The 15,854-nt window shown below is 73.5% G+C and carries 11 protein-coding genes; 4 read left to right on the forward strand and 7 right to left on the reverse strand.

All coding sequences use genetic code 11. The features are described 5' to 3' along the window. The first annotated feature begins 204 nt into the window (after positions 1-204). A complete protein-coding gene (locus tag ACIQG9_RS14170; protein ID WP_400401581.1) occupies positions 205-1,272 on the forward strand; it encodes an NADH:flavin oxidoreductase/NADH oxidase in 1,068 nt (355 codons plus the stop codon). Positions 1,273-1,491: 219 nt separating this feature from the next. Here ACIQG9_RS14170 and ACIQG9_RS14175 read toward each other — a convergent pair whose 3' ends face one another. Both ACIQG9_RS14175 and ACIQG9_RS14180 read right to left on the reverse strand, forming a co-directional pair. Then, on the reverse strand, positions 1,492-5,028 hold the full coding sequence (locus ACIQG9_RS14175; protein WP_400401583.1) for an ATP-binding cassette domain-containing protein: 3,537 nt from the start codon (positions 5,026-5,028) through the stop codon (positions 1,492-1,494). A gap of 227 nt (positions 5,029-5,255) precedes the next feature. Continuing rightward, positions 5,256-6,095 carry a GNAT family N-acetyltransferase gene (locus tag ACIQG9_RS14180; protein ID WP_400401586.1) on the reverse strand — a complete coding sequence of 280 codons (840 nt, stop codon included), beginning with the start codon at positions 6,093-6,095 and terminating at the stop codon, positions 5,256-5,258. A 397-nt stretch (positions 6,096-6,492) separates the two neighbouring features. Between ACIQG9_RS14180 and ACIQG9_RS14185 the strand changes: the two genes are divergently transcribed. Further along, entirely contained in the window at positions 6,493-7,071 is a 579-nt protein-coding gene (locus ACIQG9_RS14185) for a PadR family transcriptional regulator (protein WP_400401589.1), read from the forward strand. Positions 7,072-7,164: 93 nt separating this feature from the next. Here ACIQG9_RS14185 and ispG read toward each other — a convergent pair whose 3' ends face one another. The 4 genes from ispG to ACIQG9_RS14205 all read right to left on the reverse strand — a co-directional run bounded on the left by ispG (position 7,165) and on the right by ACIQG9_RS14205 (position 11,506). Next, positions 7,165-8,337 (reverse strand): flavodoxin-dependent (E)-4-hydroxy-3-methylbut-2-enyl-diphosphate synthase, encoded by a 1,173-nt coding sequence (gene ispG, locus ACIQG9_RS14190; RefSeq protein ID WP_400401592.1) that lies wholly within the window; start codon positions 8,335-8,337, stop codon positions 7,165-7,167. A gap of 8 nt (positions 8,338-8,345) precedes the next feature. Further along, complete coding sequence (locus ACIQG9_RS14195) at positions 8,346-9,587, reverse strand: M50 family metallopeptidase (protein WP_400401595.1); 1,242 nt, start codon at positions 9,585-9,587, stop codon at positions 8,346-8,348. After that, positions 9,587-10,798, reverse strand: a complete 1,212-nt coding sequence (dxr, locus tag ACIQG9_RS14200; RefSeq protein ID WP_400401597.1) for a 1-deoxy-D-xylulose-5-phosphate reductoisomerase — start codon at positions 10,796-10,798, stop codon at positions 9,587-9,589. Before dxr ends, ACIQG9_RS14195 begins: the two co-directional genes overlap by 1 nt. Positions 10,799-10,963: 165 nt before the next feature. Then, entirely contained in the window at positions 10,964-11,506 is a 543-nt protein-coding gene (locus tag ACIQG9_RS14205; RefSeq protein WP_400401599.1) for a GNAT family N-acetyltransferase, read from the reverse strand. 51 nt (positions 11,507-11,557) lie between these two features. Here ACIQG9_RS14205 and ACIQG9_RS14210 point away from each other — a divergent pair, with 51 nt between their 5' ends. Both ACIQG9_RS14210 and ACIQG9_RS14215 read left to right on the forward strand, forming a co-directional pair. Next, entirely contained in the window at positions 11,558-12,475 is a 918-nt protein-coding gene (locus tag ACIQG9_RS14210) for a YhjD/YihY/BrkB family envelope integrity protein (RefSeq protein ID WP_400401602.1), read from the forward strand. Further along, on the forward strand, positions 12,459-14,060 hold the full coding sequence (locus ACIQG9_RS14215; protein WP_400401604.1) for a phytoene desaturase family protein: 1,602 nt from the start codon (positions 12,459-12,461) through the stop codon (positions 14,058-14,060). Before ACIQG9_RS14210 ends, ACIQG9_RS14215 begins: the two co-directional genes overlap by 17 nt. Before the next feature lie 101 nt (positions 14,061-14,161). On the opposite strand, the gene ACIQG9_RS14220 is transcribed toward ACIQG9_RS14215, so the two are convergent. Beyond that, positions 14,162-15,736: a Rieske 2Fe-2S domain-containing protein gene (locus ACIQG9_RS14220; RefSeq protein ID WP_400401606.1), complete on the reverse strand. Its 1,575-nt coding sequence runs from the start codon at positions 15,734-15,736 to the stop codon at positions 14,162-14,164. Positions 15,737-15,854: the final 118 nt, after the last annotated feature.

A 15,854-nucleotide genomic window follows, 5' to 3' on the forward strand; every position in this document is an offset into this window, starting at 1 on the left:
CTCCGCACGGCCCGGACCACCGCACGGCCCGGACCGCCCCGCACGGCCCCGACCACCGCACGGCCCGGACCGCCCCGCACGGCCCCGACCACCGCACGGCCCGAACCGCCCCGCACGGCCCCGACCTCCGCACGGCGCGGGCCGGGGTTCGGCCGGTTCTCCCCCGCACCGGCCCGTTCCGCTCCCGTACCGGAGGATCACCGCATGAGTGCCCTGTTCACCCCGCTCGCCCTGCGCGGCGTCACGCTGCCCAACCGGATCGCCCTCGCCCCGATGTGCCAGTACAGCGCCGGCCCGGACGGCCTGCCCACCGACTGGCACCGGGTGCACCTCGGATCCCGGGCCGTCGGCGGCGCCGGTCTGATCCTCACCGAGGCCACCGCGGTCGTCCCCGAGGGGCGGATCAGCCCTCAGGACACCGGGATCTGGTCCGACGCGCAGGTGGACGCCTGGCGTCCGATCACCGCGTTCGTCGCCGGTCAGGGGGCGGTGCCGGCCGTGCAGCTCGCGCACGCCGGGTTCAAGGCCAGCACCCACCGGCCCTGGGCCGAGCGGCGGGGCGGCGTGCCCGACACCGAGGGCGGCTGGACGCCGGTCGGACCGAGCGACGCGCCTTTCCTCCCCGATTACCGGCAGCCGTCCGCGCTGGACCCGGCCGGGATCGCCGCCGTGGTGTCGGCCTTCGCCACCGCCGCCGGCCGGGCCCGCGACGCCGGCTTCGCCGCCGTGGAGATCCACGCCGCGCACGGCTACCTGCTGCACGAGTTCCTGTCCCCGCTGACCAACCAGCGCACCGACGGCTACGGCGGCGACCGGGCCGCCCGGATGCGGCTCACCCTGGAGGTGGCCCGGGCGGTCCGCGCCGCCGTCGGGGAGCGGGTGCCGGTGCTCGCCCGGATCTCGGCCACCGACTGGGTCGACGGCGGCTGGACGGTGGCGGACAGCGTGGTCCTCGCCGCCGAGCTGGCCGCGGCCGGAGTGGACCTGGTGGACGCCTCCTCCGGTGGGGCCTCGGCCGGGGCGGTCATCCCGGTCGGCCCGCGCTACCAGGTGCCGCTGGCCGCGCGGATCCGCCGCGAGGCGGGCGTGCCGACCGGTGCGGTCGGCCTGATCGTCGAGCCGGAGCAGGCCGAGCAGATCGTCGCCACCGGCGAGGCCGACCTGGTGCTGCTGGGCCGCGAACTGCTGCGCGACCCGTACTGGCCGCGTCGCGCCGCCGCCAAACTGGGCGCCACCCCCGACTGGCCCGACCAGTACGCCCGCGCCTTCTGACGGCCGCGCCCCGCAGCCCGTCGAGGAGGTGCCGGCGGGCCTGCTCGTACCGCCCGCCTGACTCCTCGCCCTCGCGCCCCGACCCGCTCAAGCCGGGCCGCACCGGCCGGCGGCCACGGTCAGCCGCCGGCCGGTGCGGCCGACGGCTGTCCGCACGCCCCCGCCAGGCACGCACGTCAGCCGGTGGATCGAGCCGGCAGCCGCGCCGGCCGAGGCGGATCAGCCGGCCAGGTGCCCCCAGTGGTTCTCCAGCTCACGCCACGGGCCCTGGGCGGCGACCCGGCCGTCGCGGAGCACCACCACGTGGTCGGCGCGGACCAGCGCCGCCCGCTTCGACGTGGAGCCGACCACGGTCACCCCGTGCTCGCGGAGCGCGGCCCAGAGCGCCAGCTCCGTGGTGACGTCCAGCGCGGACGACACGTCGTCGGCGACCAGCAGTTCGGTACGCGGCGCGAGCGCCCGGGCCAGCGCCAGCCGCTGCAACTGCCCACCCGAGAGCCGGGTGCCCTTGTGGCCGATGAGCAGCCCCAGCCCGCCCCCGGCGGCGGCCAGGTCGTGTTCGAGTTGGGCGGTCGTCACCGCCCCGGCGGCGTCCACGTCGTGGCCGAGGGCGATGTTGTCGGCGACCGTACCGGAGAGCACCCGGGGTAGCTGGCCGACGTAGCCGACCTGCTGAGGACGCAGGAACAGCTCCGGCTCGACCACCGGCTCGCCGTTCCAGCGCAGCTCGCCGGTGTGGTGCACGATCCCGGCCAGCGCCCGCAGCAGCGACGACTTGCCGGACCCGACCGGCCCGACCACCAGCACCAGTTGGCCGCGCTCGACGGTCAGGTCGACGTCCCGTACGGCCAGCATGCCGTCGGAGTGCACCGCCCCGAACCCGGCCAGCTCCAGCCGGCGCAGCGGGCGGCGCGGCGGCGGCTCCGGCGCGGGCGCGGTGCCGGCGACCAGGTCCACCCCGGGCACCTCCGCCGAGTACGTCCCGACCCCGGCCATCGCCACCGTCCGGCGGGTCCAGACCCGCGCCGACGGGTAGTGCGAGACCAGCGACGCGGTCGTCCAGGCGAACCAGCGGGCCGCGCCGAGAGTGGAGACGGCCACCAGGGTGGCGCCCCCGGAGAGCCCGCCGGCCAGGTAGAGCGCCCAGGCGCCGATCGGCAGCAGCCCGCTGACCACCGACGGGGTGGACCGGGCCCAGACCTGCACCGAGATCTCCCGCCGCTGCCGGTCGCTGCGGACCAGGTCCAGCGCGGAGAGGTGGGCGAGCACCGGCCGGGTCGCGCCGGCCAGTTTCACCGTCCGGGCCGCCGACAGCGCGGAGACCAGCGCGGTGGCGAAGGCCGCCCGGGCCGCGACGGTGCCCCGGGCGGAGCGTTCCAGCCCGGGGCCGTACAGGGTGGCGGCGAGCCCGGAGACGGCCATCGTGCCGAGGAAGAACAGCGCCGGGACGAAGCTGCCCGTCACCAGCGTCATGCTCACCATGACCACCAGGGCGATGAGCTGGTCCATCAGGTTGTCGGCGAGCTGCACCACCCGTTCGGTGTCGCCGCTCTGGGCCACCACCTCCGCCGGAGTGTGCGCGCTGGTCCGGCGGGGGCCGGTCTGCCCGTGCACCAGGCGCAGGCTCATCCGCAGCATCTGCCGCACCCACCACTGCGGGAACCACAGGTTCGTCCAGTACGGCAGCGGCAGGATGACCAGCATCGCCGCGGCGATGCCGATCGCCGGCAGCCAGGGGCTGCCGCCGTCGACCACGTCCGCCCAGAGCCAGGGCAGCACCGCGCCGTCCAGGCCGAGCACCGTCATCACCATGAAGATCCCGACCGAGACCAGGCCGTACCGGGGATCGTTGGTGCCCAGCCGCAGGATCTCCCGCATGGTCCGGGCCGGGGCGGCCGGCGGCAGCGGTGGCGGGTCGACCGTCGGTACGGCCACCGCCGTCCGCTGCGCCACCGGCGCGTCCGCCTCCGGGTGCCCGGCGGGTCCGGGTCGGGGAAGCTCGTCGGCGTCCGGCCACGGCTCCCCCGGCCCGTCGAGCAGGTCCACCCCGCCCCGGGCCGGGGCACCGCCGATCGGGGCGTACGCGGCGGCGTGGCTGGTCGCGAGCAGCTCGGCGAAGCGGGCCGAGGAGCGCAGCGGCCCGGCCTCCAGCACCGCGCCGTCGGCCATCACCACCACCTCGTCGCAGCGCTGCACCGAGGAGAGCCGGTGCGCGATGACGATGCCGATCCGGTCGGTGAGCAGTCGTTCGGTGGCTTCCCGTACCCGGATCTCGGTGACCGGGTCGAGCCGGGCGGTGGCCTCGTCGAGGATCACCACGTGCGGGTCGCGGACCAGGATCCGGGCGAACGCCACGAGCTGCTCCTGCCCGGCGGACAGCACGTGCCCGCCGTCGCCCAGCCGGGTCCGTACGCCGTCCGGAAGCTCCGCGATCCAGCCGGCGAGCCCCAACTCCTCCAGTGCCCGGCTGGCGTCGTCGAGCAGCTCCGGGTCGAACAGGGCGACGTTCTCGGCGAGGGTGCCGGCCAGGATCTCGGTACGCTGCGGCACCACGGCGATCCACCGGCGCAGCTCCTCGACGTCCAGGTCGCACAGGTCTGTGTCGCCGAGCAGGACGGTGCCGCTCGGCACCTCGACCGCCCGGGTGAGCACCTTGGCCAGCGTCGACTTGCCCGAACCGGTGCGCCCGACCAGGGCGTACGACCGTCCCCGGGCGAAGTTGAGCCGGACGTCGCACAGCGCCGGCTTCCGCTCGCCGTCCCCGGTGGCCGGGTAGTGGAAGGTGAGCCCCTGGATGGTCAGGTCCCCGTCGGTGGGGGTGGCCCCGCCGGAGGGCTCCTGCCGGGAGTCGGAGAGGAGTTGCACCCGGGCCCAGGCGCCGAGCGCGTACTGCAGGTGCGGCACCCAGCGGGCGATGTGCTCGACGGTGGCGCCGAAGCTCAGCGCGAGCAGCCAGATCGCGGTCAGCCGGGCGCCGTCGACCCGGCCGGTGGCCAGCGCCCAGGCTCCGGCGAGCACCACCGCGGCGATGCCGACCCGGATGGTGCCAGCGGCGACGCTGGTGACCCGGGCCGACATGACGAAGACCCGCCGGCAGCGGGCCAGCACCTCGGCGGCCCGTCGGGCGTAGAGGCGCAGCACGTACGGCTGGGCGAGGCTGGTCCGTACGTCGTCCTGGCCGTGCACCGCCTCCTCCATCACCGCGGCGAGGTCGGACCAGGCTTCCTCCTCGGCCATCCGGGCCGGGGCGATGGCGGCGGTGGGGCGGCGCAGCAGTACCCCGAGCAGCGCGGTGAGCAGCACCATGGTGACGCCGGCCGGCCACCAGACGAACAGGGCGCTGACCGTGGCGAGCAGGCAGATCATCAGCCCCTGGAAGAGCCGGACGCCGGTGTTCCGCAGCTCGGAGGCGACCTGGTAGACGTCGTTGTCGATCCGGTCGAGCAGTTCGCCGACCGGGGTGGTCTCCAGGGTGGGCAGGTCCTGCCCGAGGGCGATCCGGCACAGCCGGCGGCGCACGTCGGCGGACCAGTCGGCGGTGACACCGGCCATCAGCAGCCCGACGACCATGTCGGTGAGGACGGCGACGACCAGCGCCACGACCAGCGCGGTGAACCAGCCGGCGGAGCGGTGCACCAGCACCGGTCCGGCGACCGCCGACGCGGCGGCCTGGCCGGCGGCACCGAGTACGACCAGCAGGACCACGACCGCCACGCGGCGGGGCGCGGAGGCCCAGAGATCACGGAGCAGGCGCATGCAGATTCCTCCGGACTCGGGGTGGCGGTACCCCCAGCCTGGTCTTCCGGCCGCGTCCGCTCAACACATTTTCCGCCCCCCACCGCGACACCCCAGGAACTCCGCGCGGTGATCAAGAGGTTTCTGTCATCGGGGTGCCTTCCCACTGACAGAAACCTCTTGATCACCGCGGAGGTACACGGGGGGTGGGGGGAGGGTGGGTGGGGGAGGGGTGGGGTGGGGTGGGGTTAGAAGAGGATGGTGGCTAGGGTGCCGACTGGGCGGAAGCCGCACCGCTCGTAGACCCGGCGGGCGGGCAGGTTGAAGTCGTTGACGTAGAGGCTCACCGTCGGCGCGACCCGGACCAGCGCGTCCCGTACCACGGCGGCCATCGCGGCGGTGGCGATCCCCCGCCCCCGCCACTCGGGGGCCACCCAGACCCCCTGTACCTGGGCGGTGCGCTGGGTCACCACCGCCAGCTCGGCCTTGAACACGACCACCCCGTCGACGAAGCGGGCGTACGCCCGGCCCGCCCGGACCAGGTCCTCGACCCGGCGGCGGTAGGCCCGGCCGCCGTCCTCGGCCAGCGGCGAGACGCCGACCTCCTCGGTGTACATGGCGACAGCCGCCGGGAAGAGCCGGTCCACCTCGCCGGCACCGACCCGACGCACCTCCGGGTCGGTCGCCACCCGGGGCAGCGCGTCGGTGGCCAGCAGCGGCTGGTTGGGACGGACGTCCCGAGCCGGGCCCCAGTGGTCGGCGAGCCGGTCCCAGAGGCCGAGCACCGCGTCGGCGCGCCCGACGATGGACGAGCAGAGCCGCTCCTCGGCGGAGAGCTGCTCGGCGAAGGCGGCGACCGCCGAGTCGGTGGCGAGCACGGGGGTGAGGTTGCCGCCGAGCCAGCAGATCGACTCCAGGTTGCGGCGGGTGCCGTAGCCCAGGATCCGGCCCTCCGCCCGCCACCAGGCCAGCCCCCGGGCGGCGACCCGCTCGGCGACCTGCGCGCCCGCGAACGGGTCGAGGTCGAGCAGCCGCTCGACCGCGCGGCGCTCCGACTCCCCCAGTTGACGTACCGGCACCGTCAGCACGCTTACCAGCCTGCCAGATGAGGGCGGGGGCCCGCCGGCCGACCGGCGCAGACCGCGACCGACCGGCATCGGCTTGCCCGCCACCACGCCCCCGGCCGTCCGTAGGCCCCGGCACCGCCCGAGGGCCCGCCGAGTGCCCCCGCCCTCAGGCACCGCACGACGGCACCGCACGACGGCACCGCACGACGGCACCGCCCAGGGACCGCCCAGGGACCGCCTGGGACCGCCCAGGGACCGCCTGGGACCGCCCAGGGACCGCCTGGGACCGCCCAGGCCCGCCCAGGGACCGCCGGTGGCGGCGCAGCGCGTAGGCGGCGGGCACTGCGAGATACTTGTCGGCGACACGTTGGCGATATATCGTTGATGCATCAGCGACAGTTACCGGAAGGAAGACAGAATGGGATTCCACCGACAGATCCACGCGATGCACGAGGCCCGTCGACGCGGCTTCGGCTTCCCGCCCGTACCGCCGGGCCCGCACGGGCACGGGGGCTGGGGCGGCGGCCGGGGTGGTCGCGGGCGGGGCCGGGGACGCCGACCGAACGTCCGGGGCGCCGTGCTGGCCCTGCTCACCGAGCGGCCGATGCACGGCTACGAGATGATCCAGGAGATCGACTCCCGCACCGGCGGCGCCTGGCGGCCCAGCCCTGGCTCGATCTACCCGACCCTCCAGTTGCTGGAGGACGAGGGGGTCATCGCCGCCAGCACCGACCCGTCCGGCGGCGGGCGCAAGCGGTTCGACCTGACCGACACCGGTCGGGAGGAGGCCGCGACGGCGGCGCAGACCCCGCCCTGGGCGGAGTTCGCCGAGGACACCGTCAATAGCTGGCACGACATCCGGGACGCCGGGACGCAGGCCATGTCCGCGCTACGGCAGGTGATGATGACCGGCACCGACGACCAGCGGGAACGCGCCGCCCAGGTGCTCGACGAGACCCGCCGCAAGCTGTACGCGATCCTCGCCGAATCCGAGTGACCGCCAGCGGCCCGGTACCCGGAAAGGGCGGCCCTCCCCTCGGGGAAGGCCGCCCTTTCCGACCGCGCGTCAGCGCACGGGTCAGTGCACGGGTCAGTGCACGGTGACCGTGGCGCCGGGGACGAGGCCGCGCAGCTCCTCGGGAAGCTCCGCGCCCATCTCGTCGGCGATCCGCAGCGCCTCCTCGATCAGCGTCTCCACGATCCGCGCCTCGGGGACGGTCTTGACGACCTGCCCCTTGACGAAGATCTGCCCCTTGCCGTTGCCGGAGGCGACGCCGAGGTCGGCCTCGCGGGCCTCACCCGGGCCGTTCACCACGCAGCCCATCACGGCCACCCGCAGCGGCACCGGTAGCCCCTCCAGGCCGGCGGTGACCTCCTCGGCGAGCTTGTAGACGTCCACCTGGGCCCGGCCGCAGGACGGGCAGGAGACGATCTCCAAGCCCCGCTCGCGCAGGCCCAGCGACTCCAGGATCTGGTTGCCGACCTTGATCTCCTCGACCGGCGGGGCGGACAGCGAGACCCGGATGGTGTCGCCGATCCCCTCGGCCAGCAGCGCGCCGAAGGCGACCGCCGACTTGATGGTGCCCTGGAACGCCGGGCCGGCCTCGGTCACGCCTAGGTGCAGCGGGTAGTCGCACTGCTCGGCGAGTTGGCGGTACGCCCGGATCATCACCACCGGGTCGTTGTGCTTGACCGAGATCTTGATGTCCCGGAAGCCGTGCTCCTCGAACAGCGAGCACTCCCACAGGGCCGACTCGACCAGCGCCTCGGCGGTGGCCTTGCCGTACTTGGCCAGCAGTCGCTTGTCCAGTGAGCCGGCGTTGACGCCGATCCGAATCGGCGTACCGGCGGCGGACGCGGCGGCGGCGATCTCCTTGACCTTGTCGTCGAACTGCCGGATGTTGCCCGGGTTGACCCGGACCGCCGCGCAGCCGGCGTCGATCGCGGCGAAGACGTACTTCGGCTGGAAGTGGATGTCGGCGATGACCGGGATCTGTGACTTCTTGGCGATCGCCGGCAGCGCCTCCACGTCGTCCTGGCTGGGCACGGCGACCCGGACGATCTGGCAGCCGGACGCGGTCAGCTCGGCGATCTGTTGGAGGGTGGCGTTGACGTCGGAGGTGAGGGTGGTGGTCATCGACTGCACCGACACCGGCGCACCCCCACCAACCGGCACCGAGCCGACCATGATCTGGCGGCTGGCCCGGCGCGGGGCGAGCGGCGGGGGCGGCACGGCGGGCATACCGAGACTGACAGCGGTCACTTCAGCACTCACCTTGTGAAGAGCGTGATCGGGTTGATGATGTCCGCGGTGGCGGTGAGCAGCGTGAACGCGCCACCGATCAGGATCACCGCGTACGTGAGGGGCATGAGCTTGAGGTAGTCGACCCGACCCGGGTCGCGCCGGCCGATCTTGGCGTACAGCCAGGAGCGGGACCGTTCGAACCAGGCGATGGCGATGTGGCCGCCGTCGAGCGGCAGCAACGGCAGCAGGTTGAACACGCCGACGAAGAAGTTCAGCGAGATGAACAGCAGCACCAGCATCTGCCAGACGCCGTTCTCCAGCGCCTCGCCGCCGAGCCGGCTGGCGCCGACCACGCTGATCGGGGTGTCCTTGTCCCGTTCGCCGCCGGTGACGGCGGTCCACAGGGCGGGGACCTTGTCGGGGATCCGCTTGAGCGCCTGGTAGGTGCCGACGGCCAGGTCCTTGGTGTAGCCGGCGGTGGCCGGGATCGCCTCGACCGGGCCGTACGTGACGGTGGCCGGGACGCCGGGCGGGAGCATCGGGCCGGCGACGCCGAGGGCGGCGACGGTGGCCGGGGCGCCGTTCGGGTCGTCCAGCGGCTTGCGCTGCACGGCGGCGAGGTCGGCCTGGACCTGACCGGGGACGCCGTCACGCTCGTAGCTGATCGTGGCCGGCTTGCCCACCGGCAGCTCGCGGACGGTCTTGACCAGCGCGGTGTAGTCGGCGACGGAGACCCCGTTCACCGCGATGATCTTGTCGTCGTCGCGCAGCCCGGCCTGCTTGGCGGGGCTCACCGGGTCGCCCGGGGCGCACTCGCGCTGGACGTCGGTGGGGACGACGCAGTCGACGACCTTGACGTGCGCCGGCAGCGGGTTGGGGATGTTCTTGTTGGGCAGGCCCATGAACATGGCGGCCAGCCAGATCGCGATGACGGCGAGGGCGAAGTGGGTGACCGAGCCGGCGGACATCACGATCGTCCGCTTCCAGACCGGGTAGCGCCACATGGCCCGCTGCTCGTCGCCCGGCTCGACGTCGTCGTCCTGCGGCGTCATGCCGACGATCTTGCAGAAGCCGCCGAGCGGGATGGCCTTGAGGCCGTACTCGGTCTCCCCCCGGCGGAACGACCAGATCGTCGGGCCGAAGCCGACGAAGTAGCGGGTGACCTTCATCCCGAACGCCTTGGCGGTCAGCATGTGACCGGCCTCGTGCAGGCTCACCGAGACGAGGATCGCCAGGGCGATCACCACCACCCCGAGCAGATAGAGCATCAGGCTTCCTTCCCCGACCCCGAGATGATCTCCTGCGCGTGCGCGCGCGCCCACGATTCGGCGGCGAGCACGTCCTCGACGGTACCTGGTTCGCCGAAATCGGGAGCCTCCTCCAGCACCCGCCGGAGGGTGTCGACGATCCCGAGGAAGGGCAGCCGGCCGGCGACGAACGCCGCGACGCACTCCTCGTTCGCCGCGTTGTAGACCGCCGGGCGGCAGCAGCCGGCCTCGCCGGCCGCCTTGGCCAGCGCCACCGCCGGGAACGCCGCGTCGTCCAGCGGGGTGAACTCCCAGGTGTGGGCGGCCGTCCAGTCGACGGCCGGGGCGGCCCCGGGCACCCGGTCGGGCCAGCCGATGCCGAGCGCGATGGGCAGTCGCATGTCCGGCGGGCTGGCCTGGGCGAGGGTGGAGCCGTCGACGAACTCGACCATCGAGTGGATCACCGACTGGGGGTGCACCATCACGGTGATGTCGGCGTAGGGCACGGCGAACAGCTCGTGCGCCTCGATCACCTCCAGCGCCTTGTTGACCATGGTGGCCGAGTTGATCGTGACGACCGGCCCCATGTTCCAGGTGGGGTGGGCGAGGGCCTGCTCGGGGGTGACCCCGGTCAGCTCGTCGCGCCGCCGTCCCCGGAACGGCCCGCCGCTGGCGGTGACGACCAGCCGCCGCACCTCGCCGCGCGTCCCGCCGCGCAGGCACTGGGCCAGCGCCGAGTGCTCCGAGTCGACCGGCACGATCTGCCCCGGCCGCGTCACCGCGGCCCTGACCAGCGGGCCGCCGGCCACCAGCGACTCCTTGTTGGCCAGGGCGAGGGTACGACCGGCGCGCAGCGCGGCCAGCGTCGGCGCGAGCCCGAGCGACCCCACCACCCCGTTGAGGACCACGTCGCAGGGCCACTCGGCCAGCTCGGTCATGGCGTCCGGGCCGGCGACGATCTTCGGCAGCTTGAAGTCCCCGGTGGCCCAACCGCGCCGGCTCGCCTCGGCGTAGAAGGCGAGCTGGAGGTCCTGCGCGGCGGACGCCCTGGCCACCCCGACCGCCTCGACGCCCAGCTCCAGGGCCTGCGCGGCGAGCAGCGCCACGTTGCCGCCACCGGCACCGAGCGCCACCACCCGGAACCGGTCCGGGTTGCGTTTCACGATGTCGACGGCCTGGGTGCCGATCGATCCTGTCGAGCCGAGCAGGACGAGGTCGCGGGGAGTTGTCACCCGGCCATTCTGCCCCGGCGGCGCTGTGGGTCGGCTGGGAGCCTCAACCCACCCCGCCCACCAGGGGCGCTCCGCCTTCCGGCCACCCGGATGATCCACACCAGATCGCCGAGGTGGGGGTGTTTACCCGGACTGGACACCCCCATTTCGGCGAAACGGAGTCGATCAGGCGCGGCGGACGAAGGTCTCCAGCTCCTCGCCGCCGTACCAGTCGGTACGCCGGCCCACCTGGGTCATGCCGAGCCGGCGGGCCACCGCCATCGACGCGTCGTTGCCGGGCGAGACCACCGCGTACACCTCGGGGGTGCCGGTGGCGAGTTCCCGGTCCACCAGCACGCGGGCCGCCTCGGTGGCGTACCCGTGGCCCCACGAGTCCGGGTGCAGGTGCCAGCCGACCTCGATGTCGTCGGTGGGCACGTCCTCGTCCCGGCCGGGCAGCGGCCTGAGCAGGACGGTGCCGACCACGATCCCGCGGTCCCGCGCCTCGACCGCCCAGGTGCCGTACCGGTCGCCGTGGTCGGCGTGCCGGGCCCGCCAGACGGCCAGCCGGTCCGCCGCCTGCGCCGGCTCGGTCAACGGCAGGCCGGGGGCCGTGCCGAGCCAGCGCACCACCTCGTTGCGGGAGTAGATGTCGAAGATCCGGGCCAGGTCGGCCGGGGAGTCCGTCCAGTTCCGCAGGATCAGGCGTTCGGTGGTGAGCGCGTCCATGTCGCGGGATGGTAGTGCGTGCGCGGAGCTTCGAGGGGGAACAGAGGCACGATGGGCAACGCCTGGCAGCGGACGAGACGGATCACCGACGCCGCGTTCCGACCGGTACGCGGCCGTGACCTGTCCCTGCACGCCGCCGCGATCACCTTCTACGGAGCGATCGCCGTGGTCCCGGTAGCCCTGCTGGCGATCTGGCTCACCTCGCTGGTCGCCGGGGGCGACCGGGTCCGCCGGCTCACCTCCTACGCGGTCGACACGCTCCCCGACGCGATCGGCGCACCCGCCGCCGTGGACGCACTCGTCGCGGCCGGGGTCCGGCTGACCCCGCTGCTCGCCCTCGCCTCCCTGCTACCCGCCTCCCTGTACGGAGAAGGACTGCGCCGGGCGTTCGTCTCGGTGGCCGCGTCACACACCGGCGAGTCACTGGTCGGCTGGCGGGGCCGACTGCTGCTGCTGCCACTGCTCGCCCCCGCCCCGGCCCTGGTGCTGTCCATCCTCATCGCGCTTCCCACCACCACCCGGCTGGTCCGGCAGGGCGGCTGGACCGGCGCGCTCGGCATCGTGCTGTCGTTCCTGGCGGTCTGGCTGGTGCTGACCCCGGTGCTGATGTGGGTGTTCCGGGTGGTCGGGCCGGCCTCCCCGGACTGGCTGTCGACCCTCGCGGTCGGCTCGTTCACCGCCGCCAACCTCGCCGGCTTCCTGCACGGCTTCGTGCTCTTCGCCTCCCTGCCGCTCGACCTGGGCACGCCGTTCGGCGGCTTCGACCCGATCGGGGCCGGCGTGGCGGTGCTGCTCTGGCTCTACCTGTTCCACGTGATCGTGCTGGCCGGCTACTCCGCCACCCTCGCCCTGTCCCGCTGGCGGTCCCGCCGTACCGTCGTCGGGACGGCAGCGGACAGCCGGCCCGGAAGGCGGCCCCGCGAGGGCGCGGACGGTACTAGGCTGCCCGGGCATGAGCGATGCGAGTGAGCTGCCGTCCCGCGCCGACGTGGTGATCGTCGGGTCCGGTCACAACGGGCTGGTCTCCGCCGTCCTGCTGGCCCGCGCCGGGCTGGACGTGCTGGTGCTGGAGGCGGCGGAGGTGATCGGCGGGGCGACCCGCACCGAGAACCCGTTCCCCAAGGTGCCCGAGCTGCGTCACTCCACCGGGTCGTACCTGCTGGGGCTGATGCCGCCGGAGCTGCTCGCCACCCTCGACGTGCGCATTCCGGTGCTGCGCCGCGACCCGCACTACTTCCTGCCCACCCCGGGCGGGCTCGGCGCGCCGTACCTGCTCTTCGGCAGCGACACCGCCGCCACCCGGCGGCAGCTCACGGAGTTCTTCTCCCCCGCCGACGTGGCCGCCGACGACGCGCTCCAGGCCGAGCTGGCCCAGCTCCGGGCGGACCTGGCCCCGGCCTGGCTGGCCGAGCCGCTGCCGGTGGAACAGACCGCCGAACGGTACGTCCGTCCCGCCCTGCGGCAGGTCTTCGTCGACCTGGTGGCTGGCTCCGTCGCCGACTACCTGGCCCGCTTCGACTTCCGCTCCGAGCTGCTGGTCAGCATGTACGCGGTCACCGACGGGCTGTCCGGCCTGAACGCCGGCCCGGACGACCCGGGCACCGGCCACAACTTCCTGGTGCACAACATGTGCCGGCTGCCCGGCTCGGACGGCACCTGGATGATCGCCGAGGGCGGCATGGGCACCGTCTCCCGGACCTTCGCCGAGGCCGCCCGCGCCGCCGGGGCCAGGATCCGCACCGGTACGCCGGTGCGCGCGGTCACCCTGGACGGTGGCGCGGCCAGCGGGGTGGTCCTGGCCGACGGCCGGCAGGTCGCCGCGCAGGTGGTGCTCGGGGCCTGTGACCCGTACCGGCTGATCGACCTGCTGCCCGACGGCGCGCTGCCGGCCCCGCTCGGCGCGCGGATGGCGGCGGTCCGCCGCCCCGGCACCACCCTCAAGCTCAACCTGGCACTGACCGGGCTGCCCCGCTTCTCCTGCCTGCCGGCCGGCGCGCCGAGCCCGTTCGGCTCCACCATCCACCTGCTCCCCGGCTCGGCGTCGCTGGTGGGCGACGGCGGCGAGCCGCCGATGACGGCGCTGCGCGCGATGTGGGCGGACGTGCGGGCCGGGCGGCTGCCGGCAGAGCCGACCATCGAGTGGTACCTGCACACCACCGTCGACCCGTCGTTGTCCGACCCGGCCGGGCACCACTCCTCGGCGCTGTTCGTCCAGTCGGTGCCCTACGAGCTGGCCGGCACCACCTGGGCCGAGGCGCTGCCCGGCTACGTGGAGAAGCTGGTCGCCATCTGCGAGCGGTACGCACCGGGCACCGGCGACCTGATCGCCGACGCGGTGCCGCTGCCCCCGCCGGGCATCGAGGCGCACTTCGGCATCACCGGCGGGCACATCCACCACGTCGACAACACCGTGTCGTTCACCGACCGGATGCCGTACGCCACCGGGATCGACGGCGTGTACGCCGGCAGCGCCGGCTGCCACCCGGCGGGCAGCGTGATCGGCGCGGCTGGGCACAACGCCGCCCGGCGGATCCTCGCCGACCTGGGCCGCTGACCCCGGCGGCTCGCCGGGTTCGTCGCGCTGGCTTTCGCGGCCGGTGCCACCACCGCCACGACCGCCGTGGTCGGGGCGGCGCCGGCCGGAATGTCAGGAGGTCAGGAGGTGACCGCCGGGGCGGGGGTGTCGGCGTCCACCCGGTGGGCGCGGACCTTGTGGCCGACGCTGGTGAGGCAGCGACCGGACGGCAGGTCGAACTTCCAGCCGTGGAGCTGGCAGGTGAGCTGGTCGCCGTCGACGATGCCGAACCGGGTCAGGTCCGCCTTCAGGTGCGGGCAGCGGCGCTGCACCACCCAGTCACCCAGGGTGACGTCCTCGGCGTCGGTGCTCCGCTCGTGCTCGTCGTACCAGCCCTCGGCGTACTGGAGGCGCTCCTCGGACAGGCACTTGAAGAAGGCGTAGACGAACTCGTTGTACTGGCCGATCCGGGCCGCCGAGAAGCGGCAGGACAGGAAGAGCGAGTTGACCCAGTCCACCTCGCCGATGTGCAGCAGGTGCTCGATCAGCGACCGCTCGGTACGGAACCGGTACCGGACCTTCTCGTCCGCGTACGGCCGGACCTCCTTGCCCGGGAAGTCCACCACGATCGACTCGACCGACTCACCGTCGTAGCCGACCAGGTCGAAGCGGACCGGACCGCCGACCCCCTTGGCCAGGTAGATCGACTCGTCCAGCAACGGCTCGATCCGACGCTTCATCTCGCCGAGCACGTCCACCTCGGGGTGCCGCCAGGACGCCTTCTCCGCCTCGATGATCGGGCGCTTGCGCTCCCGCATCTCCGCCAGGTGGGCCACCTTGTCCGCGAAGAACTCCGCCACCGGCACCGGGTGGGTGGTGGTCGCGCCGGAGGTGGTCACCTCGGCGACGCTGCCGGGCAGCAGCACGATGCCGTTGGTGCCGCCGACCTTCGCGTACTCGGCCAGGAACACGGACTGGTCGGGGAAGATGTTGCCCTCGTCGCCGTGGATGTCGTTGAACTGCCACAGCGCGTCGTCCAGGAAGCACGGCGGGCCGGCGATCGGGAAGACGTGGTCGGCCTTCAGGTCGTCGATGTAGCGCCAGGTGCGGTCGAACTGCCGGTCCCGCTTCTGCTTGCCGAACGCGGTCTTCGCCGACTGCGGCAGCTCGTAGACCATCGGGTACCAGATCGCGCCGGAGAACTGGAGCAGGTGCGCGTGCACGTGGCCCAGGTCGGCGAAGACGCTCAGGTCGGTCGGCCGGGCGTCGTTCTGGTTGAGCAGCCGGACGCCGTCGTACTCCACCCAGAGCGAGGAGTCACCGATCGGGCCGTCGGTCGGGCTGGTCAACGCCTGGATCATGATCTTCAGGCCGCCGTCCAGCTCCACGACCTGCTCGTTGGGCGCCCGGAGGAACTTGGTGAAGCCCAGCGCCCGCAGCTCGTCCTCCATCTCCGAGGTGGGGAACTCGGGCAGCAGGACGGTCGCCTCCTTCGAGACGAAGTCACGCAGGTGCTTCGCGTCGAAGTGGTCCCGGTGCAGGTGCGAGACGTACAGGTAGTCGACCTGACCCAGGGTCTCCCAGTCGAGCAGGGAATTGTCGGGGAAGGGGAACCACGAGGCGAAGTAGGCCGGATTGACCCACGGGTCGCACAGGATGCTGCCCGCGGCCGTGTCGATCCGCATGCTGGCATGTCCCGTACCGGTCACTCGCACCGCAGTCCCCCTCAAAAAGACAATCAAGGTGTACGTCAGAACGCTACCGGAGGCAGTGTGGTCGACGCTCCGCGACGCCGGTAGTGCCGATCCGCCCGGCCGGGAGGGGGTCCTTCGG

Source organism: Micromonospora sp. NPDC092111 (genome assembly GCF_044755745.1).
Taxonomy (GTDB): domain Bacteria; phylum Actinomycetota; class Actinomycetes; order Mycobacteriales; family Micromonosporaceae; genus Micromonospora.